The organism is Klebsiella sp. G-Nf4 (assembly GCF_002810615.1).
GTDB classification, from domain to species: domain Bacteria; phylum Pseudomonadota; class Gammaproteobacteria; order Enterobacterales; family Enterobacteriaceae; genus Klebsiella; species Klebsiella variicola.
In genome coordinates, this window is record NZ_PION01000013.1 from 77,715 (window position 1) to 102,639 (window position 24,925).

Sequence of the window (24,925 nt, forward strand, 5' to 3'; positions counted from 1 at the left end):
GAAGCGCCTCGGAGAATAGCGTAGCGGCCAGCCCGGCTGGCCGCCATCAACACGGCTTAGTAATCAAACTGACGGTAGTAACGACGGATATTGAGGTCGTGGCCGGTATGGTGTTCAAAGTGAGCCGCCAGCCGGTCCACCAGCAGGGTTGACACCACGCACGGCGCCATAATCCAGCGGAAAGCGTCATCAATGCCGTTCAGCGGATAGTCGCGCGGGTCGATCACCACCAGATGGTCAGTTATCTTTTCGGCAAAGCGTTCGACGCGCTCGTCCAGCGCCCGGCATTTCCCCTCACCTTTCACCAGAAACAGCGGGACCTCTTTTTCCAGCAGCTCCAGGGTGCCGTGGAAAAATTCAGCCGAGCTAACGGATTTCGTCCGCTTCCACTGCATTTCTTCGAGAATACACATTGAGAACAGGTAGACCTCGCCCCACATTTCCGCGCCGCCAATCCACATCATATAGTCGCTGCCATGGTATTGCGCGGCAATGCTATCCGCCTGGAGATCGAACTGGCGTTTGGCCTGCAAGAGATTTTCCGGCAGTAACTCGAGCTGGCTGGCAAATCGCGCGTAATTTTCAAACTCGCCGTGACGATAAATGATGCGGAAGAATAACCAGTACAGCAGCATATATTCATATTCCACGCCGTTCTTGTGGCACATCGGAATATGCCAGGTGGCGGCGGCGGCCAATGGCGAGTCGGCATGACGGGTAATAGCCACCACGCGGATCCCCTGCGCCTTGCACCACTCGGCAATAGCCACCGACTCTTTGGTATCGCCAGATTTAGATAGGGTAACGACTACCGCATCTTTATTTAATTTTTTATGCCCGCGATGAATTAATTCTGCCGCCTGCTCAAGATAAACCGGCACGCTGGTTAATTCTTTGGCAAACTCATTAATGGCCATCATCGGCGCCAGAGAACCGCCTACCGAGGCAAAAAATAATGCGCTGCAGCCGCAGTCATAAATATCGTCGGCCACGGTTTCAGCCTGTTTACGCGCAGCGATGATCTCGCGAGCACTGGTCAGGTACTCGTCCTGATTAAAACCCAACATAGTTTTCTCCTGAATATTCAGATTTTACTTTTTAATACGCGGTCAAAATCGTCAAAAATACGTTTAGCCAGATCGATACCTTTCAGGCCGGCGGTATGCCAGGCCAGCATCTGGACGGGAACGATCAGCAGCAGCGGCGCCAGGTGATGTTCACACGGGCAGCTTAGCGCCAGCGTCTGCGCATCCTCTTCGTCGCTCAGCGTCAGTGTAAAGGCGCGGGCAATGGAAGGCGCCATATAGTCCCGCAGCGCCCGGGTTCGCGCATCCGGCGCATCTTCAATAAACAGCATCACATGGCGGGCGTTGGCTTCCAGATAGGGACCGTGCATATAGGCTTCCAGCTCAAAGCCGCTGGAAGGCACGCGTACCGTTTCGGTAAATTTGGTTTCAAATTCCTTCGCCACGCCAACCAGCGCGCCATAGCCGGTGGCGACAAAGCGCTCGCCGCCCCGCAGCGCTTCGCCATGCCTGTCGATAAACCGCGAGGTGCGGTCAATGACATCCGGGATCGCCGCCGCCAGCCGCTGCAGTTCGGCAAGATAGCGCTGCTCCTCGGCCTCGCTGGCTTTCCCCTGGGCACGGGCAATCATCAGCGCCATCAGCAGCAAATTCAGCACCGTCGCGCTAAACCCGCGGGTGACAAACCCCACGCTCTCGATACCGGTATTGATATCCAGTATCCCATCGCAGGCCCGGGCGATCGGGCTTTGCGGGTCGGAGGTCAGGGCAAAAACCGGCAGATTCGCCGCCTGAACCTTGCGCATCGCCTCCAGCGTCGAGGCGCTTTTTCCGCTCTGCGAAATCGCCATCACCAGATCGGTATGCGGATCGACAGCCTCGTAATGCGTAAAGTTGTACGGCTCTTTAATGTCAACCAGCACGCCGAAGCGCTGTTCAAAGAAATAACGCGCGCACAGCGCGGCATTTAGCGACGATCCGGTTGCCAGCAGCAAAATACGGCGTACCGGATGCTGGCGGGCGAAATCCTCAATCGATGCCAGCTTTTGCCGATAGTCGCGCAGGATCTGCGCCAGACAGGCTGACTCTTCGCTGATATACGTCATCATCGTTGGTACCATTTTCGACTCCCGTTAAAACAAGCCAATCCACGAACCCAGAATGCCCACCAGCGCCATCCCGCCAATAATAGAAAGCGGTTTAACTTTCCGCCCCAGCAGCCAGTAGACGATGCCAAAACTCACCAGCGGCAGCATGCAGGGCAGAATGTCATTGATAATGTCCTGCACCTGAGTTTTGGCTTCCCCGGCACCAAAGGAGAGAGGGATGGTGATATCGATCATTGAGGCGGTCATCGCCCCGACCACCATCAGGCCGATAATCGACGCCCCGTAGGTCAGGCTCTCCATCATTCCGCTCTTCTGGATCCGCTGCAGCACCCCGGTGCCCAGCACATAGCCCCAACGGGTAAAAAACCAGCGCACCAGGATATGCGGCACGTTAAACACCAGCAGAAACAGAATGGGTCCGAGAACGTTGCCCTTGAGCGCCAGGCTGGTGCCGATGCCGGTGGCGATCAGCCGCAGCGTACCCCAGAAAAAGGAGTCCCCCAGCCCGGCCAGCGGCCCCATCAGAGACGCTTTAACGTTATCGATCGCGTTGGCGTCCATATTTTTCTGCTGGCTGTTTTTTTCCTCCATCGCCGTGGTGATCCCCAGCAGCAATGTGACGATATGCGGCGTGGTATTGAAGAACACCAGATGCCGTTTCAACGCACCGGCCAACTCCTCTTTGCGCGGATAGAGCTTCTTCAGCACCGGGATCAACGCGTAAACAAAGGCGAGATTCATCTGCCGCTCATAGTTCCACGAGAACTCCATCTGGAAGGATCGCCAGAACACCCGGCGTAAATCTCGTGGCGTAATACGAGTCTCTTCTTGCTCCTGCGGGCGCAGGGTCTCTTCAGAAATCATCTTCGTCGTCATCGCTGACTCCTTGTTCTGTCGTCGTACGAGGTGAATTCAACGCGGTGACGTTAACCATGACCACCGCCACGATAGCGCCGAGAATGGCGATGCCGGTCACCGGGATTTTCAGGTAGGCCATCAGCACGAAGCCAAGGAAAAAGTACGGCGCGACTTTCTTGTTAATCAGCAACCTGGCGAGCATCGCGAAGCCGAGGGCCGGAATGATGCCGGTAGCGACGCTGAGCCCGTGTTTGATAAATTCCGGGATGGTATCGAGCAGGGATTTCACCGCGTTGCTGCCCACCAGGAATGAAACGGTCACCACCGTGGCCAGCATCAGCGACAGCCCGAAGCCGGCAATCAGATGCATCCGCTCAATGCCCCGCGTATCCGCCCGTTCCGCGTAGCCGTCAGCCTTCTGGCTGAGCATCGGGATAAACATCCCCAGATAAACGTTTTTCAGGATCAGGGTCAGGGTGGCGATAGGCAGGCCAAGCAGCAACGCCGTTTCTGTGCCCGCGCCAGAGGTAATGGCGAACGCCACGCCGAGAATACCGCCGGTCACCACGTCGGGCGGGATCGAGGCGCCAACGGAGAACGAGCCGATAAACGCCAGCTCCAGCGTCGCGCCCATGATGACGCCGGTCTGCACATCCCCCAGCACCAAACCGGTCAGTAGCCCGGTGACGATAGGCCGGGAAATCAGCGACGTCCCTAAGGCATATTCCGATTGCGCGATAAACGCCACCAGACCCAGTAAGAGAGCCTCTACCATAATCTGTCCTCCGGAATTACACGCATTCCGTAAAAAGCTGTTTGCGATCGTTCGGGACCTGGCGAATCTCCACCTCGACGCCCTTCCCCACCAGTTGTTGTAGCTGCTCTATTTCTTTTGGCAGTAAATTAATTGCCTTAGAGATATTCTGGCTGCCCTCTTTCGCTTTAATCCCGCCAAGATTAATGCTCTTGATATTTCCCACCGCATTGGCTATACGCCAGGCATCGTCCACCGATTCAACAACAATAAATAAATTATATTTATCGGTAACGCCGCTTTTAATTGCCTCAATGGAGTCATCAATATTTTTAATTACCAGTTTTACCGACGGCGGCTTAGCGAGCTTAATCGTCGTTTTACGCAGTTCATCGTTAGGGACATTATCGTTAGCGATCAAAATACAATCAGCACCGACATATTGCGTCCAGGAAAAGGCTACCTGTCCGTGAAGTAATCGATGGTCTACCCTTAAAAGCGTAATCATAGTGTTCCCTCATTTCAGAAGTCTTTATCAGTGGTCATCGCACTGGCAATCGTTTGATTGCAGTACTGAATGCTCTCTTTGGCGCTGGTTAATGCTTCAGTAATTAATTTCTCGGTATTTTCTTCCGTTGCAGAAATAAGCAAATCAATAATCAGCGGCAGATTTAAACCTGATAATAAATGGAAGTGTGGGCGTGATAAAAAACGAACAAACTCGTTATTCACGCTACCGGCAAAAATATCCGTAATCACTATCAGTTCATCCTGCGCCGGGAAACGCGCCAGTAGCGCCTCCACCTGCTGCGTGAGATCGGACTCCTCCTCGACGTAGGCACACAGGGTATGAATATCCGGCTGTTTACCGAGGATTAGCTCCACGGAGTTCAGCAAACCGTTAGCAAAGGTGCCATGGCTGGCAAAAATATAGTGTCGTTTCATCCTTACCTCGAAAGCGCATTCCACTGCTTTCTTAATAGCAACCGGCGTGCCAGAAACAGTGGCGCGCTGGTTAGCGCAAGGACGAACAGACTGAGGGAACTAAAACTCCTGATCTTCCTGAATAAATTCCGTTTCCCGCGTCAGGATATCGTGAATGTAGCAGAGCTCTATGGCGGGGATTTTGACACTATATCCGCTCTCAATGACACTAAAAGCCTCGCGAAGCGTCGCCAGCTCGCTCTGCGGACACTGCCTTCCGGAATAATGGGATGGCGACGCGTTGCGGATCAGGCGCTCAATCAGACAGCTGATATGCACGTACAGCGCCACCTTGCGATCGTTGGGCACGTCGTAGCCGGCCAGATGCTCATAGCGCAGTAAAAACTGCTCGACCTGATTGATGACCTTTGCGGTATCGAGGATCGTCACCGACTCGATCACCCGGCGCAGCGAGAAATTTTTCAGGATCAGGTTATTGATCTCGCTGACTTGTTCAGAGGAGGCCAGCTCGCCGAAGATACGCATCAGCGGGCGGCTGCCCTGGCCGGAAATCAGCGAATCCAGCGAGATCCACGGCAGATCGGCAAGCTGCGGGTCCAGAGTTCCAACGATCGCCAGCACCTCATAGCGGCTGAGCATCGGTTGCCGCCGCGCGGGATCGGCGAGCGTTTCCACATCACAGGCCACAATATCAATGCCGAGCGTCTCAGGAATGCTGGCTTTTAACAGCGCCGACAGATTCGCCGCCGCGCCCAGACCGGTGGCGCAGGTCGTAAGAATCGCCCGCGGTTTATCGGTTTGCGGGTAATAGAGCTGATGCTCGACCGCGAGATCGCCGCGGATCTCGCGGACGATATCTTCCAGCATAACGCCCTGCAAAATGCGCTCCCCGACGTACATCGCCATACCGGTGGAGACATTGTTGATAATCGCCATCGGCGTACTCAGGCGACGATTAAAATGGCGATGAATGGCGTTCAGCGATCCCATATCGACCAGAATGATCAATCCTGACGCCAGGGCGTGGCTCTCAATATAGGCCATCACCTGGTTAGCAATAGCCTCCGGCGTCACGTCGAGCGGCATATCGAATGACTCAAACAGCTGGCTTTTCAGCAACCGGTTCGCCACGTTGGCGATGCTGCTGGCGGTGGCGTAACCGTGGGCGAGGATAATTGCCCGGGTCACCTGCTGCTGGCTGATGGCGCCATTTTTCTGTAACCACAGCACCAGCAGCAGCAGGTCAATGCGCCGGGGTTCAATGTCCAGCTTCAGCGCCAGCGCAGCGAGGATCTCTTCGCAAAAGCGATACAGCAGCGGATATTTCTGCGCCAGAAAATCCTCCAGCAGGCGGCTTTTCTCGTTGCTCATCGTGGACGGCCCCTGCCGGGAACGATGAATTAGGTAGTGACTTAAAGCGTAAATACAGTTGCCGTTAAACTGGATATTGAAGCGCTTTTCAAGGCGATAAAACTCCTCCCGCACCTGATGCGTTATCAGCAGCAACATATGCGAACTATTGGCATCGTGATTATCGAAAATCAGCCGATCAAAGAGGGTTTCAATCTCCTCGCCCATGCTTTTTTGCGCCTCTTCCCAGAGCGTTTTTTTACTCTGCACCGCCTCATACAGCGCGAGAACGCGGCACTGAGTATCATAAATCAGCCCCTGAATCGGGTCGCGCGCGCGTAGCAGCCAGACCAGGCTGGTCTGCGGCTCGATAAGCAGCGGCTCCTGCTGGCCCATCGCTTCACTGAGGGCCGGCGTCGCAGCCATGATATTTTCCGGCAGATCATGCAGCGTCACGGTAAGCATCTCGCTGCCCGGACACCTGGCCCAGGCCGACGCCACGGCGTATTTCACCACATTCTTCAGCTCACCGACGTTACCGCGATAAACATAGTGCGTCAGCACCTGTAGCAGCCGTGGCGTCAGCTGCAGCCGGGCAGCCAACGTGCGCGCCTCCTGCCAGAAAAACTGCAGCGTTAACGCTTCTTTTTCGTGGCGGCTGCGGGTCTGTAAATCAGGCAGGCTAACGAGGATCGGAATACGGCGAATAAAGGTGGTCAGAAAAGTGCTGTGAATATCTTCGGTGGTGGCAAACACCAGCCGCAGCGAAATCGGCATCCCCTGCGCCGTTTCCCCCACCCGATAGATCTCCTTGCGGTCCAGCCAGGTGAAGAGCTTTTCCTGCCCCTGCGCATCCAGACGATGGACTTCATCAAGAAACAGCACGCCGCCATTTGCCGCCTCAAACGCCCCGGCTTTATCGCTCTGCGCGCCGGTAAACGCGCCTTTAACGTAGCCAAACAGGTTGGCGGCCAACAGCTCCGGGTTGCTGGCATACTGGGCGCAGTTAAAGCTGACAAAAGGCGCATCGGGCGGCAGCAGCCCCTGGGCGATAGCAAACTCATGCATCAGCTCCGCCATATAGCTCTTGCCAGTTCCGCTGTCGCCAACGATCAGCAGCGGAAGCCCACCGTTGGGATAAAACAGCGCGGTTTTCATCTGTTCGATAGGCTTGCGCAGGCTACCGTCATGGCCGGTCAGCAATGAGAAATGATCCGCCTGCTCCGGCTGCCGGTCGCTCTCTGCGAGCAGTTCCGCCATGCTGGCGTACTCGCTGCGGGAAAGAGGGAAAAACTGCTGGCAGAAGGCGGCTTTATGCAGGAAATAGACTGGTCGAGTATTGATCTTCACCAGCACATCCTGGGCCACCAACTGATTCAGATAGTGGCTGGCGGTATTTCTTTGCATCGCAAAACGCCGGGCCAGGTAGCCAGCGGTGAAGACCTCGCTCAGGTTATCCGGATCGAAAAAATCGGTCTGATTTTGCAGAAAAGCCAACAGTTCCGTTTTACGCATTACATCCCCCTCTTCACCTTACAGAGGCTTATGATGCGGGAAATCCACCAGGCGTTGGCGCTAAATTCACTTTTTGCTGTTCGGAGCACAAAAAAAACGGCGCCCAAATCCGCGGACGCCGCATAACAAAACCGTTACAGCCGCGCCAGGGCCTCCCGCATTCCTGAGCGCAAAATCATTTCCAGATAGCGCGTGACCTGGTCGGAAAGGCCGGGAATAGCCGTCAGATCCTCGCCCCAGTGCGCGTTATCCTGCAGGACGTCCGTGACCAGTCCATGCAGCGGGCTCCCGTTCGCCACCTGCTTCCATCCTTGCGAGAAGCGGGTTAACCAGACGTCATCATCTTGCAGCGGATACACCTGTCCGTCGCGCTGGCCGCGATAGAAGGCGATAAGCGCCGCCAGGGCAAACGTTAGCCGCGGGGGGATCGCGCCGTGCTGGCGGATTGTCGTCAGCAGCTGCGGCAGGATCCGGGTGCGGAACTTAGTCATGCCGTTCAGGGCGATGGCGAGCAATTGATGGCGAATATAGGGATTAAGAAAGCGCCCGGTGACCGCATCGGCAAACTGACGAAGCTCCTCGGCCGGTAAATCGAGCGCCGGGATAATCTCTTCATCAATCGTCTGCTGTACATAATGGCGAATGGCTTCGTCCTGCATCGCTTCGCCAACGGTATCCACCCCGCACAGCCATGCTACCGGCACCAGCGCGGTATGCGCACCGTTAAGAATGGCAACCTTGCGCGCTTTATAGGGCCGGATATCCTCTACGATGCGGATATTAAGCGGGTAGCGATCCAGCCGCAGCGTTTCCGCCAGCGCCTGCGGACCCTGAATGACGAATAACCAAAAGTATTCGGCGGTATCAAGGAAAGCATCATGGTAGCCCAGCTCCGTTTCCAGCTTTTCTGCTTCATCACGCGGGTAGCCGGTGACGATGCGGTCAACCAGCGTTGAACAAAACGTATTGGCGGTCTCAACCCAGTCGCGAAAAGCCGCGGGTAATTGCCACTCTTCGGCATAGCGCAGCACCAGCGCCTTCAGCGCCTCGCCGTTATAGTCAATTAGCTCGCAGGGGATGATCGTCCAACCCTTATCCACTGCGCCGTTGAAATGGCGGAACCGTTCGAGCAGCAGCTGGGCCAGTTTCGCCGGGAAGCTAACCGGCGGCTTATCGTCAGGCCGGTCTCCGGCGTGATAGCTGATGCCCGCTTCGGTGGTGTTTGAAAATACGAACGCGATCGCCGGATTTCGAGCCAGCGCCAGATAGCCGGCAAAATCCTGCCAGGGATTGATCTCGTTATTCACCGATCGAATAATCCGCGCCTCGCTCACCGCCTCGCCGCGTTCGTCCAGTCCGCGGATCACCGTGGTGTAAAGCCCGTCCTGGGTATTGAGCGACGGCGGAAACGCGGTGTTGATCGGGCGAATAATGGTCACGCCCGCCGCCAGATCGGTTTGCTCATTCAGCAGATCCAGCTGCCAGTCAATAAATGCCCGCAGGAAGTTGCCCTCGCCAAACTGAATCGCGCGCGTCGGGTACTGCGGCCCGGGAAAATCTTGTCGGTTTAACGATTTCATAAGCTTACCTGCTAAAAATGAATAACGCCTTTGATCAGCTGACGATTGTTAATCACGTCGCTTTCGTAAATTTCCGCCAGCGATTTGAAGTCGTAACGGTGGGTTAGCATCATCCTGGCGGTGATTTTCCCCTCGGCCATCAGCCGCCCGACCTTGGCAAAATCCTCTTCCGTCGCATTACGACTGCCCATCATCGTCGTCTCTTTCTTATGAAATTCCGGATCAGAGAACTGCAGTTCCCCCTTAAACAGACCAACAAAAATGATGCTGCCGCCGTGACGGATTAAATTAACGGTGTTATTCATCGCCTGCTGATTTCCCGTCGCGTCAATCACTTTCTGCGCCAGAGAACCGCCAAACGTGGCAGACAGTTGCTCGATAAACAGCGGATCGGAGGGATCGAGGGTGGTCAGGCCGAGATGCTGTGCCACATGATCGCGCCGCGCTGGGCTGGTATCCGCCACTACTACCTGCGCACCGTCAGCCTTAGCGATCGCCGCGGCTCCGAGCCCAATGGGGCCCGCGCCAACCACCAGCACCTGATCTCCCGGCTGGATCGCTGCGCGACGCACCGCGTGGGCGCTAATGGCGAATGGCTCAATCAACGCCACGGCTTCAGGATCGACGTCATCCACCACCAGCAGATTGTTTACCGGCACGCAGAGATACTCGCTAAACCCGCCGTCCCGATGCACGCCGATCACCGAAATCTTCTCGCAGCAGTTTGTCCGGCCGTTCAGGCAGGCCGGACACTGGCGGCAGGCGACATAGGGAATCACAGCAACCTGTTGGCCGCTCTTCAAATTAAGAATATTTTTACCCAGCCCAATTATCTCACCGCATATTTCATGTCCAAGAACACGCGGATAACTAAAAAAAGGCTGATTGCCGCCCCATGCATGAATGTCTGTCCCACAAATCCCCACTGCCTTTATTTTAATGAGAACTTCATCATCGCCGGGAATGGGAATTTGGCGTTTTTCCCAGTGTAGTTTTTTAGGTTCCTGACACACTAAAGTATTCATCGACGTCATAATAATTGCCTCCGTATTTGTTGGCTTAGATATCGATGAAAAATAGAAATAGAGTGAAACTCATTGCAAAATCTGTGAAATGTCACGCACAAAACTGTTTTAAATCCGGCTTTAATGGATAAAAAAGGAAAACGTTATGAGTCGCTCACAAAACCTACGTCACAATGTTATTAACCAGGTCATCAACGATATGGCGCGCGGCTTTATCCCCTCGCCGCTACCCTCGCAAAGCGCACTGGCGGAGATGTATAACATCAGCCGCACCACGGTGCGCCATATCCTTTGCCACTTATGCGAGCGCGGCGTCTTGAGCCAGGTCAATCACGACTACCAGATCCTTCGTCAGCCGGAAGTACAGGACGGCTTCGATGGTTCCAGCGCCTCGCTGACCGAACAAAACCGTCTCTTTGAACAAGCGTTTTTCACCATGATTAACCAGCGTCAGCTACGCGCCGGGGAGCGGTTCTCCGAACTGCAACTGGCGCGTGCCGCGGGCGTCAGCCCGGTCGTGGTCAGAGAATTTTTACTGAAATTCAGCCGCTACAACCTGATTGAAAGCGAAAAGCGCGGCCAGTGGAACATGAAAAAATTTGAGCAATCCTGGGCCGAGCAACTGTTCGAATTGCGGGAGATGCTGGAAACCCACGCACTTCAACACTTTCTTAATCTGCCGGACAGCGATGCCCGCTGGCTGCAGGCCAAAACCCTGCTTGAGCGCCACCGCACCCTGCGGGACAGCATCGGCAACAGCTTTCGTATGTTCTCCCAGCTCGATCGTGATTTTCATTCGCTGCTGCTTTCCGCTGCAGATAATATATTTTTTAATCAATCACTTGAGATTATCTCCGTGATCTTTCACTTCCACTATCAGTGGGATGAAAGTGACCTTAAACAGCGCAATATCATCGCCATTGATGAACATATGACGATCCTGAGCGCACTCATCTGTCGCAGCGATCTGGATGCCAACCTGGCGCTACGTAACCACCTGAACTCTGCGAAGCAATCCATGATTAACTCTCTCAAGCAAAGTGAATCGCTGGCACATTAAGTACCGATTAAAAACAGAAAATGATTAGCAACAGCACAAATCCAAAAACGTAATCCGGCGCCCTCAAAAAGGTTATTTATGCTGAAAACAAGTCGACTTACTTTACTGTGAAACAGGTGGGTGATGTTTACCCCCTTCGTTGTCACTTGGTATTCAAACATAATAATCAGGAGTCAGGCGTGGAATCACAAAATATAACCATAGACCCGCAGACCGACTTTAAAAAGGGGGAAGCGGAAACCCTTTCAGCTCCCCTAGAAAATACACTACAACGTAGTTCTCGTATTAAAAAGATTCAAACAACGGCAATGATTCTGTTATTTCTGGCGGCGGTGATTAACTACCTCGACCGAAGTTCATTGTCCGTTGCGAACTTAACGATTCGCGAGGAGTTAGGGCTTACCGCCACTGAAATCGGGGCGCTGTTATCGGTTTTCTCTCTGGCCTATGGCATTGCGCAACTGCCCTGCGGACCGCTGCTGGATCGCAAAGGTCCACGCATCATGCTGGGGCTGGGCATGTTTTTCTGGTCGCTATTTCAGGCGGTCTCCGGGATGGTGCACAGCTTTACCCAGTTTGTCCTGGTGCGTATCGGCATGGGGATCGGCGAAGCGCCGATGAACCCGTGCGGCGTCAAGGTGATCAACGACTGGTTTAATATTAAAGAGCGCGGTCGCCCAATGGGCTTCTTTAACGCCGCCTCGACGATTGGCGTGGCGATCAGCCCGCCGATCCTTGCCGCGATGATGCTGATGATGGGTTGGCGCTGGATGTTTATTACCATCGGCGTACTGGGGATCTTTGTCGCTATCGGCTGGTATATGCTTTATCGCAACCGGGAGGATATCCCCCTCACCGCCGATGAGCAGGCCTACCTTAATGCCGGAAGCGTCAACGTGCGCCGTGACCCGCTGAGCTTTGCCGAATGGCGCAGTCTGTTTAAAAACAAAACCATGTGGGGAATGATGTTCGGCTTCAGCGGCATCAACTATACCGCGTGGCTATATCTGGCCTGGCTGCCGGGCTACCTGCAAACGGCGTATAACCTCGATCTGAAAAGTACCGGGTTTATGGCCGCCATTCCTTTCCTGTTTGGTGCCGCCGGTATGCTGATCAATGGCTACGTCACCGACTGGCTGGTCAAAGGCGGCATGGCCCCGATCAAAAGCCGCAAGATCTGCATTATTGCCGGGATGTTCTGCTCCGCGGCGTTTACGCTGATCGTGCCGCATGCCACCACCTCAATCGCGGCGGTGCTGTTAATCGGTATGGCGTTGTTCTGTATTCATTTTGCCGGAACGTCCTGCTGGGGGTTGATCCACGTCGCTGTAGCATCAAGAATGACGGCTTCCGTCGGCAGTATTCAGAATTTCGCCAGCTTTATCTGCGCTTCATTCGCACCGGTGGTGACCGGATTTATTGTCGATACCACCCATTCCTTCCAGCTGGCACTGGTTATATGCGGCTGTGTGACCGCTCTCGGCGCACTGGCCTACATTTTCCTGGTTCGCCAGCCGATTAGTGACCCGCGTAACGACTGAATCTTAACGCCCTGCTGACCGCAGGGCATTCATCGTTGCGCTCATTTCATACTGCTGCAGCGATAGCGGCGCATATCCCGCCGCGGCAAACAGCGGCGTAAACGTTTCCGGGACCGTCACCGAAGTACCAATGCCCGGGAACTGCTGCGCCAGCGTCACCAGCAGCTCACGCGCCAGCCCCTGACGGCGGGCGGCGGGCTCCACCCACAGAAACTGCAGTACAGGCCGCGAGCCCGCCGTCGTTAGAACCGCGAAAGCGCGCTGTTCCAGCGTCACGACCTGACAGGGCAGGGTGGCGAAGGTGAGTGGATCCAGCAGCCAGGGGAGCTGACTATTACTCTCGTCAATGGCGCGCCGTAGCAGGGCCAGGGTGGGATAAAGCTGTAATACACCCGATACCGGAGCCAGAGGTTCATTGCTCAGATAGCCGCAGAGCCCATAGCGTCGCGTAAAGCCCAGCGCCTGATATAGCGCGACGGCCGCGTGGTTATCGCGGATCACCTCCAGGGATACCGTCTCGATCCCCTGCTGTTGCAGGAGCATTAGCAGCTCTTGCATCAATTCCCGGCCCAGGCCTTTGCCGCGCCAGGCCGGGCGCAGGGCAAAGGCGGCCAGGCGAGCGGCACTTCCCCGGCGAGCGACAATCGCGATCGCCGCCGGTTCATCTCCGGCCAGCCAGACGCGGGAATCGATCAGGCTCATCCCCTCGGCGCTAAAACGCTGAACAAATCCCGCCACCGACTGGGTAACAGGCACCAGATAGGCTTCAAAACAGGCGTTGAGAATATCCGTTAACTGCACGCTGCTGAACTGCGTGGCGGGAACGGCGGTCAGCTCCATACTTTTCTCCCGAGGGCTGCTATGCTGAGGTGATGAAAACTAACACTATAACTGCCGGTGCCGTATTACGCCTGACTCAGGAGAGCGATATCGCCCTTCTGCCCGCCATTGAACGTTCTGCAGCCCAGGCATTTCGCCAGATCCCCTCTCTCGCCTGGCTGGCGGACAGCGAGGTGATTAGCGTTGCGCGTCATCATGATTATCTGGAAACAGAGCATAGCCTGCTGGCGGTAGCCGCCGGGCAGCCGATTGGCTTTATTCTGACCGAACCGCTCGACGACGCCTTATTTATCGTCGAAATCGCCGTCCACGAGGACTGGCAGCATCAGGGCATCGGCCGGATGCTGCTGGAGCAGGTTATCGAGGGCGCACGGCAGATGGGCTACCCAGCGGTAACCCTCACCACCTTCCGCGAGGTACCGTGGAATGCGCCGTTTTATACCCGTCTGGGATTCACCATGCTCGATGAGCTGACCCTGCCTGCCGGACTGGCGGCAAAAAGGGAACAGGAGACCCGGCACGGCCTACCGCCCGAGTCGCGCTGCGCCATGCGCTTGTCGCTCTGATGGTCGGCCCGCCGCGCTCCGCGCTTTACTATGGCCGCAAGGCGCAAATCTCATCATGCAATGAACGACTGATGGTAACCCCCTGCCGCTCACTCTGCTGACGGCAGGCGAAACGTCGCTCGCCCGGCAGCCGCGCCCCCTGCTCCTGCATCCCCTTGAACAGCGTTTCGGCGCGCGCCAGCTGCTCTGGTGCCTGCGCGCCGAGAAAGCGCTGCGGATCCAGCGCCAGGATCAGCTCGCCGCCGTAGGGGAGCCCACCCGCGCCGTTATCCCACGCCAGCGATTCGGCGCTGGTCATATCGCCGATAAGCGGCCCGGCCAGCAGCTCAACCATAGCCGCCAGCGCCGAGCCCTTATGCCCGCCAAAGGTTAACATCGCGCCGTTCAGCACCTCCGCGGCATCGGTCGTTGGCTGGCCATGACTGTCGATTCCCCAGCCTTCCGGTAGCGCTTTGCCGGCACGCTGATGCAGCTGGATCTCACCGCGCGCCGCGGCGCTGGTCGCCATATCAACAATAAACGGCGGTTTGTCCCGCCGCGGCCAGCCAAAAGCGATAGGATTGGTGCCGAACAGCGGACGCGTGCCGCCCGCCGGCGCGACCCAGGCGTGGCTTGGCGTACAGGCCAGCCCCACCAGCCCTGCCTCGGTCAACGGCTCAATATCGGTAAACAGCGCGGAAAAATGGACGCAGCGGTTAATTGCCAGCGCCGCAATACCGCTGTGCCGCGCTTTCTCCAGCAGCAGCGGCAGCGCTCGTTCGTAGGCCAGCAGCGAAAAAGCACCCCCAGCATCCGCCCGCACAATCGCCGGCGCCTGGTCGTGGATATGCGGCTCGGCATCGGGCGATACCTTACCTTTGCGCAGGGTATCGACAATGCCCAACAGCCGCCACAGGCCGTGGGAAGCGCAGCCGTCGCGTTCCCCGGCGGTTACATTGCGGGCGATAGCCGCCGCGTGGTCGGCGCTAAATCCATTGGCGCTGAGCATTTCCAGCGCCAGGTCATAAGCTTCAGGTAACGAAAGGGTTACCGACTCCATCGTGCTCTCCTTACTCTTCTTCATCTCCGCTAAAATTAGCCTGCGGCAGGCAGCTGCGCGCGCCCCAGTAGTAAATCCCCAACGACATCGCCGCCACCAGCACCGTATCCCAGGGGTGACCTATCACATTAAGCCCGCCGAAGCTGCCCAGCCAGGAAAAGAGGATAATCAACGCATAAAAAACGATAAGCCACAGCGAAGACTTCACCTGCTGCGCCAGGCTCACGGTATGTTCCGGCACCTTACCCTTGCACATCACGTAGACCACAAACATCACGATTTGCAGCCCCAGCAGCCACGAGAGCGTATTCCAGCCGGACCAGTAGACAATCAGCGCCGAGATCATAAACGATACCGGGCCGATGATGCCGAAGGCGCGCACGCGGAACGGCCGCGGCAGATCCGGCGCGTTGCGGCGCAGCCCGGCGGCGGTCACCGGGGCGATGGCGTAGCTCAGCACGAGGGCAGCCGACACCACGCTAATGAGCTGTTCCCAGGAGGGGAACGGCAGCGTCCAGAAGATTGAAAGCCCGAAGGTCAGCCACAGCGCCGGGCGCGGAATACCGGACGCTTTATCAATATGGGTAAAGGCTTTAAAGAAAGTACCCGCCTTCGCCCAGCCGTAGATCACCCGCGGCGTCGCGTTCATATAGATATTGCCGGTGCCGCTCGGGGAGATGATCGCATCGCTTATCACCATAAAGGCCAGCCAGCCCATCCCGAGGGTAATGGCGATATCGCGATACGGCAGCGAGAACTGTTTGCTCACCTCGGCCCAACCGCCGTTCAGCATTTCGGTGGGGATACTGCCAAGGAACGCCAGCTGCAGCAGCACGTAGATAATCGTCGACAGCACCACTGATAAAATCAACGCAATCGGGATAGTCCGCTGCGGCTTTTGCACTTCGCTGGCTACCGAGATAATCGGCGTCAATCCCAGATAAGCGAAGATAATTCCCCCCGCGCTGATCGCCGCTTCTACCCCAGACATGCCAAACGGCGCAACCCCCTGCGCGTGCAGGTTCTCCGGTTTAAAGAAGGTGAATAGCGTCACCACCACCAGCAGCGGCACCAGAAACTTGAGCACGCTGATGAAGTTGTTCGATCGGGCGAAGGTCTTGACGCTGTAGTAGTTAAGCGCAAAGAAGAAACACAGCAGCAGGAACTGCACCACCCACCCCAGCAGCGTCGGCGAGCTGGAGCCCGGCTGGGTCAGCGCCGGAAACCAGGCCGCGGCATATTGCCGGGCGGCGACGATTTCAATCGAGATCAGGCTGGAGAACGCAATCAGGGTGATGAACCCCAGCAGATAGCCCATCAGCTCACCGTGGGAAAAGACCGGGTAGCGAATAATGCCGCCGGCGCGCGGCAGCGCCGCCCCCAGCTCGCAGTAGACAATCCCCAGCAGCAATACCGCAAAGCCGCCGATCACCCACGAGGCGATCCCGGCCGGACCGGCAATGGAGGCCACGTGGCTGGCGGCGAATAACCATCCGGAGCCGAAAATCGCTCCCAGGCCGATAAAGGTGAGATCGGTCAGGGTCAGCTGTTTTTTAAACTTACCCGACTCAGCAACGCGGGTTTGACTGTTATGCGTAGAGTGAATGGTCATGGTGATGCCCTTGCGTCAATGAGAGGAGGAAATCGCTTCCCGGGTCCACTGGCCGTTGACCAGGCGCAGCAGGTTCAAAGGGTTCGCATCCTGCAGCGCCGGCGGTAACAGGGCGGAGGGCGCGTTCTGCAGACAGACCGGGCGCAGAAAGCGCTCAATCGCCCGGCTGCCGACCGAGGTCCCGCGCGCGTCGGTGGTCGCTGGCCACGGGCCGCCGTGGACCATCGCATCGCACACTTCCACGCCGGTGGGATAACCGTTAAACAGCACCCGTCCGGCCTTCTCGCACAGCAGCGGTAGCAGGCTCGTCGCCAGCGGGCCATCATCCGCCTCGGCGTGTAGCGTCGCGGTGAGCTGCCCCTGCAGCGCTTTCACTACCGCCTGCAGTTGGGCCTCATCGTCCACTTCCACCAGCAGCGACAGCGGGCCGAAAACTTCGGTCTGCAACAGCGTATCCTGCGCCAGCAGATCCTCGGCCTGAGCCTGCCACAGCAGGGTCTGCGCCTGCCCGGCGCCGGCGGCGAGGCCGCTCGCCAGCTTCTCGATACGCGGGTGCGCCGCCAGTGCCGCCCCCCCCTGGCGGTAGTGCTGAAGGGTCGGCGCATTGAGCAACACCTGCGGCGGGGAGCCCGCTACCGCCGCGCACAGCGCCGACTTAAAGCGTTCCAGCCCGGCGCCGCGCAGCGCCAGAATCAGCCCCGGACGGGTACAGAACTGGCCACCGCCGAGGGTGAATGACGCCACCAGCTCGTTTGCCAGCGCCTCGGCCCGCGTCTTCAGCGCCTGCGGCAGAATAATCAATGGGTTAATCGCAGACATTTCAGCAAACAGCGGGATTGGCTGCGGGCGCTGCTGCGCCAGCTGATACAGCGCCTTACCACCGGCCAGCGAACCGGTAAAGCCAACGGCCTGAATCGCCGGATGGCCGACCAATTCGGCGCCAATATCGGTCCCGAAAATCATATTGAATACGCCGCCGGGTAAACCGCACCGCACTACCGCCCGGACGATCGCTTCAGCGGTCAGCTCGGCGGTGGCCATATGGCCCGGATGGGCCTTCACCACCACCGGGCAGCCAGCCGCCAGCGCCGAGGCGGTATCGCCGCCGGCGGTGGAAAAGGCCAACGGAAAGTTGCTGGCGCCAAACACCGCCACCGGCCCTAACGCCTGCTGATACTGGCGCAGATCCGGGCGCGGCAGCGGCTGACGGTCGGCTAAGGCGGTATCAATACGGGCGGCGAAGGTATCGCCGCGCTGGATCACGCCAGCAAACATCCGCAGCTGGCCGCTGGTACGCGCCCGTTCACCCTGCAGCCGCGCCAGCGGCAGCGCGGTCTCCTGACCGGCGAGTGCAAAAAACGCCTCGCCCAGCGCATCCAGTTCATCGGCAATCGCGCAGAGAAAGCGCGCCCGCTGCTGCGGCGTGGTTTGTGAATAAACAGCAAAGGCCTGCTGCGCGGCTTCTGCGGCCTGTGCGGCTTCCTCGCGTGAAGCCGGATAAAAGCGGTGACCGGTGGCTTCGCCGTCCACCGCCCGCAGGCTCAATAGCGTCGCCTCACCGCTGGCAATGCGGCGTCCGGCGATAAACTGCCGTCCCGCCGTGGTCTGAGATGTATTCATATTGACTCCTGTGATCAGAGGCCGACGTCCGGCAGCGTCGGACGAGTCGCCAGCGCCTGTTCAACGATCGCCACCACCTGCTGGCGCGTTTCGCCTTCCAGCGCCAGACGCGGCGGACGGGTAATGGCGCTACCGCGACCCAGCAACTCTTCACACAGCTTGATGCACTGCACCAGATCCGGACGCGCATCGAGATGCAGCAGCGGCATGAACCAGCGGTACAGCGCCATCGCCTCTTCGTAACGCTGCTGGCGGGCGAGACGGAATAACGTTTCCCCTTCGCGCGGGAAGGCATTGGACATCCCGGAGATCCAGCCTTCCGCGCCGACGGCGATGCTTTCCACCACCACGTCATCCAGCCCGGCAAACAGCACGAAGCGGTCGCCAACGGTGTTACGCAGGTCGATAAAGCGGCGGGTATCACCGGAGGAGTCTTTAAAACAGACGATGTTGTCGCAGTCGGTCAGGGTGGCGAGAATGTCCGGCGTCACGTCGTTTTTGTAAATCGGCGGGTTGTTGTAGACCATAATCGGCAGGTCGGTAGCGCTCGCCACGCTGCGGAAGTGGGCCGCGGTTTCATGCGGTTTCGAGGAATAGACCAGCGCCGGCATCACCATGATCCCGTCGACGCCGACGCGCTCCGCCTCTTTTGCCATTTTCCGGGCGAAGGCGGTGGTGAACTCGGCCACCCCGGCGATGACCGGAATTTTGCCGCCGGCGGCATCCTTCGCCACCTCGATAATCTGCAGTTTTTCATCGGTGCTCAGCGAGGTGTTTTCCCCTACGCTGCCGCACACCACCAGCCCGGAAACGCCATCTTTGACCAGGTTTTTCATCACCGCGTGAGTGGCGTCTAAATCGAGGGAGTAATCGCTACGAAACTGCGTGCTGACCGCCGGGAATACGCCGCTCCAGTGAATCGCTTTTTTGCTCATGCTCGGTTCCTTGTCGTCATTTTGTTAAGTCGAAGTGAATGAATGGTGAATATTCACTGACAGATTGACGTGTCGCGGAACCGGCGGCTTGTCGGTTTTCCCTCAATACGATGACGAAATTAGCACAGTCGACAAAAGTGTGAGCCCGCGTTTATCCGAGCAGCGTGAGGCGAAAATCGCGCGGCGTCGAGCCGGTCATGGCCTTGAACTGGCGGCTGAAGGCGCTGTGATCGGTATACCCGCACTGCAGGGCGATATCGGTAATCGGCGTATCGCCAGCCAGCAGTTCGGTGGCTTTTTCCAGGCGAACTTTGTGGATCATTTGCCGCGGGGTGAGATGAAAGATCCGCTTGCAGTAGCGTTCGATCTGCGCAATCGACATCCCGCTTAAGGCGGTTAACTCTTCCATGGCGATCGGCCGGTGATAGTGCCGGCGGATATGATCGTCGACGATCGCCAGCCGCTGCCACGCCGGATGGCGGGCGTGGGCCTCCTGCAGATCGTGCGAGATCCCGGCCATGCCGATCACCTGGCCGCTGATATCGCGCAGCGCCAGTTTCTGCGTCAGACACCAGCCGCGCTCGCGGCCATTGTAGAGATGCATTTCCAGCTGATCGCGCAGGGTCACGCCTTCCCGTAGTACCCGAAGATCCTGTTCGGTATAACCCTGACCCAGCGCGGAAGGAAAGACATCGGCGGAGGTTTTGCCCAGCAGCGAGGAGACGGTTTTAAAACCGCAGCGGCGGGCCAGCGTCAGGTTCGCCAACAAATAACGCGCCTGCCGATCTTTGATAAAAAAGACCACATTAGGAATGGCATTGAGCAGGGGCGCAATCAGCGCCAGGGCATTCAGCAGCGCGGGCATATTTTCCGGCCGCTGGCGCGCCAGCCCTTCGCAGATCTGGCTCAGCTCATCGACGGCCAGCTCAGGTTGGTTAACCGCCCGGGGCGGCGGCGCATCAGAAACACCGATCATAAGGCCTCCTCATGTAAGTGACCGAAGGATATTTATTCACTTTCCGTTAACACCTCAAGCAGCATCCCTCGGTTTTGCGATCCTGGATCCGCTTTACGCCTTCCCCTGATTTATCCACTGGCGCAATGGTCACTTTCGGTTTACCACAGCATTAAGCAGATGATTAATAAGAAATAACTATGTGAAATAGAAATATACCGTGCTGATGACTATGCAGATTTCGTCATTTTCTCTGACGAAAGCGCTCAAGCAGGCCGGGAAAGGTTGCGCCAGCATGATGAAACATGTTGTTAACTTCCGGAGAGTCTGATGACCGCGCCACGCCCCCCTGTTACGCTGAGAGCTATTGATTCACATACCGGCGGCGAACCGACCCGCCTGATCATTGACGGCTTCCCCGACCTCGGCGGCGGCAACATGGCGGAGCGCCGCGACCGCTTTGCCCGCGACTTCGACCTGTGGCGTCAGGCGGCCATTCTCGAACCGCGCGGTAATGACGTACTGGTCGGCGCGCTGCTGTGCAAACCTGTCTCGGCAGCGGCTACCGCTGGCGTGATTTTCTTCAACAACGCCGGTTTTCTGAATATGTGCGGTCACGGCACCATCGGGCTTATCGCCTCGCTGGCCTGGCTTGGGCGTATCCAGCCCGGCGTGCATCTGATTGAAACGCCGGTCGGCGACGTAAGCGCCACGTTGCACGACGATGGCAGCGTATCGGTGCAAAACGTCCCGGCCCGCCGCTGGAAAAAACAGATCCGCGTTGAGACCGCGCTGGGTCCCGTCATCGGCGATATTGCCTGGGGCGGTAACTGGTTTTTTCTGATTAACGACCACCCGTTCGCCATTACCCCCGAACAGATTCCACAGCTCACCGACTACGCCTGGGCGGTGCGCGAGGGGCTGGAAGCCGCGGGGATCCGCGGCGATGACGGCGGCGTTATCGACCATATCGAACTCTTCGCCGCTGACGATACCGCCGACAGCCGCAGCTTCGTACTCTGTCCGGGAAAGGCCTGGGATCGCTCGCCGTGCGGTACCGGCACCAGCGCCAAGCTGGCTTGCCTGGCGCAGGAGGGCAAGCTGCAGCCAGGAGAAATCTGGCGTCAGGCCAGCATCATCGGCAGCCAGTTTACCGCCAGCTACCAGCGCACCGCGGAAGGCATCATCCCAACGATCCGTGGCGAAGCCTGGGTGTGCGGCGATAACCAGTTGATCCTCAACCCTGACGATCCCTTCTGCTGGGGGATCGCGCCGTGAAGCAGTGCGATGTCATCGTGATCGGCGCCGGGATCATCGGCGCCGCCTGCGCGTGGCAGCTGGCGAAGCGGGGGCAGAGCGTGACGCTTATCGATGACGGTCAGCCCGGCGCGACGGCGGCCGGTATGGGCCATCTGGTGTGCATGGATGACGACCCCGCCGAGCTTGCCTTGTCGGCATGGTCGCTGGAACGCTGGCGCGCTATCACGCCACGGATGCCCGACCATTGCGCCTGGCGCGGCTGCGGCACGCTGTGGCTGGCGGAAAGCGAAGAAGAGATGGCCGTGGCTGGCGACAAACAGCGGCGGCTGGCCAGCTATCAGGTGCCCAGCGAACGCCAGACCCCGCAGCAGATCGCCGGACGCGAGCCGCTGCTGCGCGGCGGGCTGGCGGGCGGCCTGTGGGTGCCAGGCGATGGTATCGTCTACGCGCCAAACGTCGCCCGCTGGCTGATGGCCGATGCCGGAGACCATCTCACCTGCCTGCACGACAGCGCGCAGGCGATTACCGAACCGCAGGTGCTGCTCGCCAGCGGCAAACGGCTACAGGCGCGGGCCATCGTGGTGGCCTGCGGACTTGAAGCCAACGCGCTGTTAGCGGAAAACTGGCTGCGACCGAAAAAAGGCCAACTGGCGATTACCGATCGCTACCGGCCGCGGGTGCATCACCAGCTGGTTGAGCTGGGTTACGGCGCCAGCGCCCATGGCGGCGGCACCTCGGTGGCGTTTAACCTTCAGCCGCGGCCAACCGGCCAGCTGCTGATTGGCTCTTCGCGTCAGTTTGATAACCGTGAGCGCGAGTTGGATCTGCCCTTGCTGGCGCAGATGCTCGATCGCGCCCGCCATTTCGTGCCGGCGCTGGCGACGTTGAATATCATCCGTTGCTGGAGCGGCCTGCGCGCCGCCTCGCCGGATGGCAACCCGCTGATCGGCCCGCACCCCGCCCGCCGTGGCGTATGGTTAGCGCTGGGCCATGAAGGGCTGGGCGTCACCACCGCCCCGGCCACGGCTGAACTGCTGGCGGCGCAGATCCTCGATGAACGCTGCCCATTGGCGCCCGACGCCTGGCTCCCGGCCCGTTTGTGTCATCAGGAGGCGATGGCATGAAGGCCACTCTCACTATCACCATTGATGGCGAAGCGCTGATGGTGCCGGAAGGCATTAGCGTGGCGGTGGCGCTGGCGTTGACCGGCGATCCCACCACCCGCCAGGCGGTCAACGGCGACTCACGCGCGCCATTTTGCGGCATGGGCGTCTGCCAGGAGTGCCGGATCACCGTCGACGGCCGGCGGGTGCTGGCCTGCCAGACCTTGTGCCGGGCCGGTATGCAAATAGAAAGGAGCCGCTATGCAAACGCTGCGTTGTGACATTTTAATCCTCGGCGCCGGCCCCGCCGGCATGGCGGCCGCGCTCTCCGCCGCCGCCTGCGATAAACAGGTGATTATTCTCGACGATAACCCCGCCCCTGGCGGGCAAATCTGGCGGGCCGGTCCGCAGGCGACGCTGCCCGTCCTGGCCCGGCGCTACCGCGACGCCATCGCCGCGTCTGCCGCCATCCGTGTAGTGAACGGCGCGCGGCTGATTGCCCGCCCCTCCGCGCACAGCGTGCTGTTTGAAACCGCCGACGGCGCTGGCGTGGTTTACTGGCAGAAACTGATCCTCTGCTGCGGCGCGCGCGAGCTGTCGCTGCCCTTTCCCGGCTGGACCTTACCCGGCGTGACCGGCGCGGGCGGCCTGCAGGCGCAAATCAAACAGGGCCTGTCGCTGAAAGGAGAAAAGGTGGTGATTGCCGGCAGCGGTCCGCTACTGCTGGCGGTGGCGGATACGGTGAACAAGGCCGGAGGCGACGTGACGAATATCATTGAGCAAGCGCCGCTCCCGGCGCTACTGCGCTTCGCCAGCGGGCTGTGGCGCTGGCCGCAGAAGCTGCGCCAGTTAGCGACGCTGGCCCCGAAAGGCTATCTGAGCGGCGCGCAGGCGATCCGCGCTCACGGCGCAACGCGGCTGGAAGCCGTTACGCTTCGCCAGCGCGGCGTCGAGCGAACTATCGCCTGCGATCGGCTGGCTATCGGCTACGGGCTGATACCCAATATCGAGACGGGGCTGCTGTTTGGCTGCGCCACGGCACAGGAGGCGCTCCAGGTTAACCGCTGGCAGCAGACCAGCATCGCGGATATCTATGCCGCCGGCGAGTGCACCGGTTTCGGCGGTAGCGAGCTGGCGCTGGCGGAGGGCGAAATCGCCGGGTATGCCGCCGCCGGGGCCAGCCAGCAAGCGCAGGCGTTATTTACCCGCCGCGCCCGCTGGCAGCGTTTCGCCGAAGCAATCAACCGTACCTTCCGGCTGACGGAATCCTTGAAAGACGCCGCAACGCCGGAGAGCCTGCTGTGCCGCTGCGAAGATGTACGCTGCGGCGATGTGGCGGCCGCCGGAGGCTGGGCGCAGGCCAAACTGACCCAGCGCTGCGGAATGGGCGCCTGTCAAGGGCGCACCTGCGCCGCCAGCGCCCGCTGGCTGTATGGCTGGCCGCTGCCGCAGCCGAGAGAGCCGCTGTCCCCCGCCCGCGCGGAAACGCTTATTGCCCTCGCCAGGCTGAGCGCCGAGCCGTAACCGCTACTCTTCTTCTGCACCGCGCCCGGCAGGGACGCCAAGCGCAATAAACTCCTCCAGCAGCGAGGTCAGTTGCTGCAGCTTTTCCGTGGTGAACTGGGCCTCCAGCAGGCGATAGGTTTCTTCCACCTCGGCCTGGGCGCTTTCATACAGCGCGGTTCCGGCAGGCGTCAGCGAGACGTACAGCTTGCGCTGATCGTTAACCGGCTTTAAGCGCAACACCAGCCCATCCCGCTCCATGCGCGTCAAAATCCCGGTCAGGCTGGGGCGCAGGATACAGGCGCGAAAGGCCAGATCGTGAAAGTCCATCGACGGACGTTCGGCGAGAATTCGCACGATCCGCCACTGCTGTTCGGTGAGATTGTGCCGTTTGACGATCGGCCGAAAGTAGGCCATCGCCGCCTCACGCGCCTGCAACAAGGCAATGGTTAATGAATCATGCATAGTATCCCCTCTACAGCCTCATCCAAAACTTATTAACAACTTAACAATTAGCTTTAATCCTGCCATGTACAACCGGTTTCTGCACCTGAAAAGTACCAGCCTTTTCCTGAAAAATAGTCAACCCATTGATTAAAAACAAATAAGTTATTGATGTGTAAATATTGTGTTAATCAGATCACAAAACATTCACTTCCAGTTGCTAAACCTGGCCGCAAAGCATAAAAGATGATCATTAACATATTAATGAAATGCATTTAAATCCGAA

The 24,925-nt window shown here is 58.5% G+C and carries 23 protein-coding genes and 1 pseudogene; 8 read left to right on the top strand and 16 right to left on the bottom strand.

Annotated features, from left to right (window positions below):
* Positions 1 to 56 precede the first annotated feature (56 nt).
* The 9 genes from CWM57_RS22815 to CWM57_RS22855 form a co-directional block, all read right to left on the bottom strand.
* On the bottom strand, positions 57 to 1,067 hold the full coding sequence (locus CWM57_RS22815) for an SIS domain-containing protein (RefSeq protein ID WP_074387137.1): 1,011 nt from the start codon (positions 1,065 to 1,067) through the stop codon (positions 57 to 59).
* Positions 1,068 to 1,084: 17 nt separating this feature from the next.
* Positions 1,085 to 2,146 (bottom strand): SIS domain-containing protein, encoded by a 1,062-nt coding sequence (locus CWM57_RS22820; RefSeq protein ID WP_100676416.1) that lies wholly within the window; start codon positions 2,144 to 2,146, stop codon positions 1,085 to 1,087.
* Positions 2,147 to 2,158: 12 nt separating this feature from the next.
* A complete protein-coding gene (locus CWM57_RS22825) occupies positions 2,159 to 3,010 on the bottom strand; it encodes a PTS system mannose/fructose/sorbose family transporter subunit IID (RefSeq protein WP_074387139.1) in 852 nt (283 codons plus the stop codon).
* Positions 2,988 to 3,767 carry a PTS mannose/fructose/sorbose/N-acetylgalactosamine transporter subunit IIC gene (locus CWM57_RS22830; RefSeq protein WP_074387140.1) on the bottom strand — a complete coding sequence of 260 codons (780 nt, stop codon included), beginning with the start codon at positions 3,765 to 3,767 and terminating at the stop codon, positions 2,988 to 2,990. The genes CWM57_RS22825 and CWM57_RS22830 overlap by 23 nt, the downstream gene beginning before the upstream one ends.
* A gap of 16 nt (positions 3,768 to 3,783) precedes the next feature.
* Entirely contained in the window at positions 3,784 to 4,254 is a 471-nt protein-coding gene (locus CWM57_RS22835) for a PTS sugar transporter subunit IIB (RefSeq protein WP_074387141.1), read from the bottom strand.
* A 14-nt stretch (positions 4,255 to 4,268) separates the two neighbouring features.
* The gene (locus CWM57_RS22840) at positions 4,269 to 4,691 is read right to left on the bottom strand and encodes a PTS sugar transporter subunit IIA (RefSeq protein ID WP_074387142.1); all 423 of its coding nucleotides are present in this window, start codon (positions 4,689 to 4,691) and stop codon (positions 4,269 to 4,271) included.
* 99 nt (positions 4,692 to 4,790) lie between these two features.
* Positions 4,791 to 7,556: a sigma 54-interacting transcriptional regulator gene (locus CWM57_RS22845; protein WP_100631984.1), complete on the bottom strand. Its 2,766-nt coding sequence runs from the start codon at positions 7,554 to 7,556 to the stop codon at positions 4,791 to 4,793.
* A gap of 134 nt (positions 7,557 to 7,690) precedes the next feature.
* Positions 7,691 to 9,136 carry a tagaturonate reductase gene (locus CWM57_RS22850; protein WP_074387144.1) on the bottom strand — a complete coding sequence of 482 codons (1,446 nt, stop codon included), beginning with the start codon at positions 9,134 to 9,136 and terminating at the stop codon, positions 7,691 to 7,693.
* 11 nt (positions 9,137 to 9,147) lie between these two features.
* Positions 9,148 to 10,170, bottom strand: a complete 1,023-nt coding sequence (locus tag CWM57_RS22855; RefSeq protein WP_100631985.1) for a zinc-binding alcohol dehydrogenase family protein — start codon at positions 10,168 to 10,170, stop codon at positions 9,148 to 9,150.
* A gap of 136 nt (positions 10,171 to 10,306) precedes the next feature.
* On the opposite strand from CWM57_RS22855, the gene CWM57_RS22860 reads away from it, so the two are divergent.
* Both CWM57_RS22860 and CWM57_RS22865 read left to right on the top strand, forming a co-directional pair.
* Positions 10,307 to 11,221, top strand: coding sequence for a GntR family transcriptional regulator (locus CWM57_RS22860; RefSeq protein ID WP_008807558.1), 915 nt, complete (start codon positions 10,307 to 10,309; stop codon positions 11,219 to 11,221).
* A gap of 179 nt (positions 11,222 to 11,400) precedes the next feature.
* Positions 11,401 to 12,762: an MFS transporter gene (locus CWM57_RS22865; RefSeq protein WP_061155863.1), complete on the top strand. Its 1,362-nt coding sequence runs from the start codon at positions 11,401 to 11,403 to the stop codon at positions 12,760 to 12,762.
* Between the two features lie 3 nt (positions 12,763 to 12,765).
* Here the strand turns inward: CWM57_RS22865 and CWM57_RS22870 are convergent, their stop codons facing one another.
* Entirely contained in the window at positions 12,766 to 13,602 is an 837-nt protein-coding gene (locus tag CWM57_RS22870; RefSeq protein ID WP_100676417.1) for a GNAT family N-acetyltransferase, read from the bottom strand.
* A gap of 32 nt (positions 13,603 to 13,634) precedes the next feature.
* Between CWM57_RS22870 and CWM57_RS22875 the strand changes: the two genes are divergently transcribed.
* A complete protein-coding gene (locus CWM57_RS22875) occupies positions 13,635 to 14,168 on the top strand; it encodes a GNAT family N-acetyltransferase (RefSeq protein ID WP_074387147.1) in 534 nt (177 codons plus the stop codon).
* Between the two features lie 28 nt (positions 14,169 to 14,196).
* On the opposite strand, the gene CWM57_RS22880 is transcribed toward CWM57_RS22875, so the two are convergent.
* From CWM57_RS22880 to CWM57_RS22900, 5 genes are all read right to left on the bottom strand, one after another.
* A complete protein-coding gene (locus CWM57_RS22880) occupies positions 14,197 to 15,207 on the bottom strand; it encodes an Ldh family oxidoreductase (RefSeq protein ID WP_100676418.1) in 1,011 nt (336 codons plus the stop codon).
* A 10-nt stretch (positions 15,208 to 15,217) separates the two neighbouring features.
* Positions 15,218 to 16,819: an APC family permease gene (locus CWM57_RS22885; RefSeq protein WP_100676419.1), complete on the bottom strand. Its 1,602-nt coding sequence runs from the start codon at positions 16,817 to 16,819 to the stop codon at positions 15,218 to 15,220.
* A gap of 15 nt (positions 16,820 to 16,834) precedes the next feature.
* Positions 16,835 to 18,439 (bottom strand): aldehyde dehydrogenase (NADP(+)), encoded by a 1,605-nt coding sequence (locus CWM57_RS22890; RefSeq protein WP_100676420.1) that lies wholly within the window; start codon positions 18,437 to 18,439, stop codon positions 16,835 to 16,837.
* 14 nt (positions 18,440 to 18,453) lie between these two features.
* Positions 18,454 to 19,374 (bottom strand): dihydrodipicolinate synthase family protein, encoded by a 921-nt coding sequence (locus CWM57_RS22895; RefSeq protein WP_074387151.1) that lies wholly within the window; start codon positions 19,372 to 19,374, stop codon positions 18,454 to 18,456.
* Between the two features lie 151 nt (positions 19,375 to 19,525).
* Positions 19,526 to 20,350, bottom strand: coding sequence for an AraC family transcriptional regulator (locus tag CWM57_RS22900; protein ID WP_074387152.1), 825 nt, complete (start codon positions 20,348 to 20,350; stop codon positions 19,526 to 19,528).
* Between the two features lie 309 nt (positions 20,351 to 20,659).
* On the opposite strand from CWM57_RS22900, the gene CWM57_RS22905 reads away from it, so the two are divergent.
* Genes CWM57_RS22905 through CWM57_RS22920 form a run of 4 tightly spaced genes read left to right on the top strand, consistent with a single transcriptional unit; the run spans position 20,660 to position 24,216 of the window.
* Positions 20,660 to 21,607 carry a 4-hydroxyproline epimerase gene (locus tag CWM57_RS22905; RefSeq protein WP_100631989.1) on the top strand — a complete coding sequence of 316 codons (948 nt, stop codon included), beginning with the start codon at positions 20,660 to 20,662 and terminating at the stop codon, positions 21,605 to 21,607.
* Positions 21,604 to 22,713 carry an NAD(P)/FAD-dependent oxidoreductase gene (locus CWM57_RS22910; RefSeq protein ID WP_100676421.1) on the top strand — a complete coding sequence of 370 codons (1,110 nt, stop codon included), beginning with the start codon at positions 21,604 to 21,606 and terminating at the stop codon, positions 22,711 to 22,713. Before CWM57_RS22905 ends, CWM57_RS22910 begins: the two co-directional genes overlap by 4 nt.
* Positions 22,710 to 22,973, top strand: a complete 264-nt coding sequence (locus tag CWM57_RS22915) for a (2Fe-2S)-binding protein (RefSeq protein ID WP_100676422.1) — start codon at positions 22,710 to 22,712, stop codon at positions 22,971 to 22,973. Before CWM57_RS22910 ends, CWM57_RS22915 begins: the two co-directional genes overlap by 4 nt.
* Positions 22,954 to 24,216 (top strand): FAD-dependent oxidoreductase, encoded by a 1,263-nt coding sequence (locus CWM57_RS22920; protein WP_100676423.1) that lies wholly within the window; start codon positions 22,954 to 22,956, stop codon positions 24,214 to 24,216. Before CWM57_RS22915 ends, CWM57_RS22920 begins: the two co-directional genes overlap by 20 nt.
* 3 nt (positions 24,217 to 24,219) lie before the next feature.
* Here CWM57_RS22920 and hpaR read toward each other — a convergent pair whose 3' ends face one another.
* Positions 24,220 to 24,660, bottom strand: coding sequence for a homoprotocatechuate degradation operon regulator HpaR (gene hpaR, locus CWM57_RS22925; RefSeq protein ID WP_074387156.1), 441 nt, complete (start codon positions 24,658 to 24,660; stop codon positions 24,220 to 24,222).
* Between the two features lie 64 nt (positions 24,661 to 24,724).
* On the opposite strand from hpaR, the pseudogene CWM57_RS27925 reads away from it, so the two are divergent.
* Positions 24,725 to 24,889: pseudogene (locus tag CWM57_RS27925) on the top strand (hypothetical protein).
* Positions 24,890 to 24,925 lie beyond the last annotated feature (36 nt).

What these genes read in the sequence shown, in the direction of transcription:
- CWM57_RS22840 (WP_074387142.1), bottom strand. Translation starts at nt 4,691, where the DNA reads ATGAAACGACACTATATTTTTGCCAGCCATGGCACCTTTGCTAACGGT.
- CWM57_RS22880 (WP_100676418.1), bottom strand. Translation starts at nt 15,207, where the DNA reads ATGGAGTCGGTAACCCTTTCGTTACCTGAAGCTTATGACCTGGCGCTG.
- CWM57_RS22915 (WP_100676422.1), top strand. Translation starts at nt 22,710, where the DNA reads ATGAAGGCCACTCTCACTATCACCATTGATGGCGAAGCGCTGATGGTG.
- CWM57_RS22835 (WP_074387141.1), bottom strand. Translation starts at nt 4,254, where the DNA reads ATGATTACGCTTTTAAGGGTAGACCATCGATTACTTCACGGACAGGTA.
- CWM57_RS22905 (WP_100631989.1), top strand. Translation starts at nt 20,660, where the DNA reads ATGACCGCGCCACGCCCCCCTGTTACGCTGAGAGCTATTGATTCACAT.
- CWM57_RS22830 (WP_074387140.1), bottom strand. Translation starts at nt 3,767, where the DNA reads ATGGTAGAGGCTCTCTTACTGGGTCTGGTGGCGTTTATCGCGCAATCG.
- hpaR (WP_074387156.1), bottom strand. Translation starts at nt 24,660, where the DNA reads ATGCATGATTCATTAACCATTGCCTTGTTGCAGGCGCGTGAGGCGGCG.
- CWM57_RS22870 (WP_100676417.1), bottom strand. Translation starts at nt 13,602, where the DNA reads ATGGAGCTGACCGCCGTTCCCGCCACGCAGTTCAGCAGCGTGCAGTTA.
- CWM57_RS22845 (WP_100631984.1), bottom strand. Translation starts at nt 7,556, where the DNA reads ATGCGTAAAACGGAACTGTTGGCTTTTCTGCAAAATCAGACCGATTTT.
- CWM57_RS22820 (WP_100676416.1), bottom strand. Translation starts at nt 2,146, where the DNA reads ATGGTACCAACGATGATGACGTATATCAGCGAAGAGTCAGCCTGTCTG.
- CWM57_RS22860 (WP_008807558.1), top strand. Translation starts at nt 10,307, where the DNA reads ATGAGTCGCTCACAAAACCTACGTCACAATGTTATTAACCAGGTCATC.
- CWM57_RS22875 (WP_074387147.1), top strand. Translation starts at nt 13,635, where the DNA reads ATGAAAACTAACACTATAACTGCCGGTGCCGTATTACGCCTGACTCAG.
- CWM57_RS22815 (WP_074387137.1), bottom strand. Translation starts at nt 1,067, where the DNA reads ATGTTGGGTTTTAATCAGGACGAGTACCTGACCAGTGCTCGCGAGATC.
- CWM57_RS22895 (WP_074387151.1), bottom strand. Translation starts at nt 19,374, where the DNA reads ATGAGCAAAAAAGCGATTCACTGGAGCGGCGTATTCCCGGCGGTCAGC.
- CWM57_RS22850 (WP_074387144.1), bottom strand. Translation starts at nt 9,136, where the DNA reads ATGAAATCGTTAAACCGACAAGATTTTCCCGGGCCGCAGTACCCGACG.
- CWM57_RS22885 (WP_100676419.1), bottom strand. Translation starts at nt 16,819, where the DNA reads ATGACCATTCACTCTACGCATAACAGTCAAACCCGCGTTGCTGAGTCG.
- CWM57_RS22890 (WP_100676420.1), bottom strand. Translation starts at nt 18,439, where the DNA reads ATGAATACATCTCAGACCACGGCGGGACGGCAGTTTATCGCCGGACGC.
- CWM57_RS22855 (WP_100631985.1), bottom strand. Translation starts at nt 10,170, where the DNA reads ATGACGTCGATGAATACTTTAGTGTGTCAGGAACCTAAAAAACTACAC.
- CWM57_RS22900 (WP_074387152.1), bottom strand. Translation starts at nt 20,350, where the DNA reads ATGATCGGTGTTTCTGATGCGCCGCCGCCCCGGGCGGTTAACCAACCT.
- CWM57_RS22920 (WP_100676423.1), top strand. Translation starts at nt 22,954, where the DNA reads ATGCAAACGCTGCGTTGTGACATTTTAATCCTCGGCGCCGGCCCCGCC.
- CWM57_RS22825 (WP_074387139.1), bottom strand. Translation starts at nt 3,010, where the DNA reads ATGACGACGAAGATGATTTCTGAAGAGACCCTGCGCCCGCAGGAGCAA.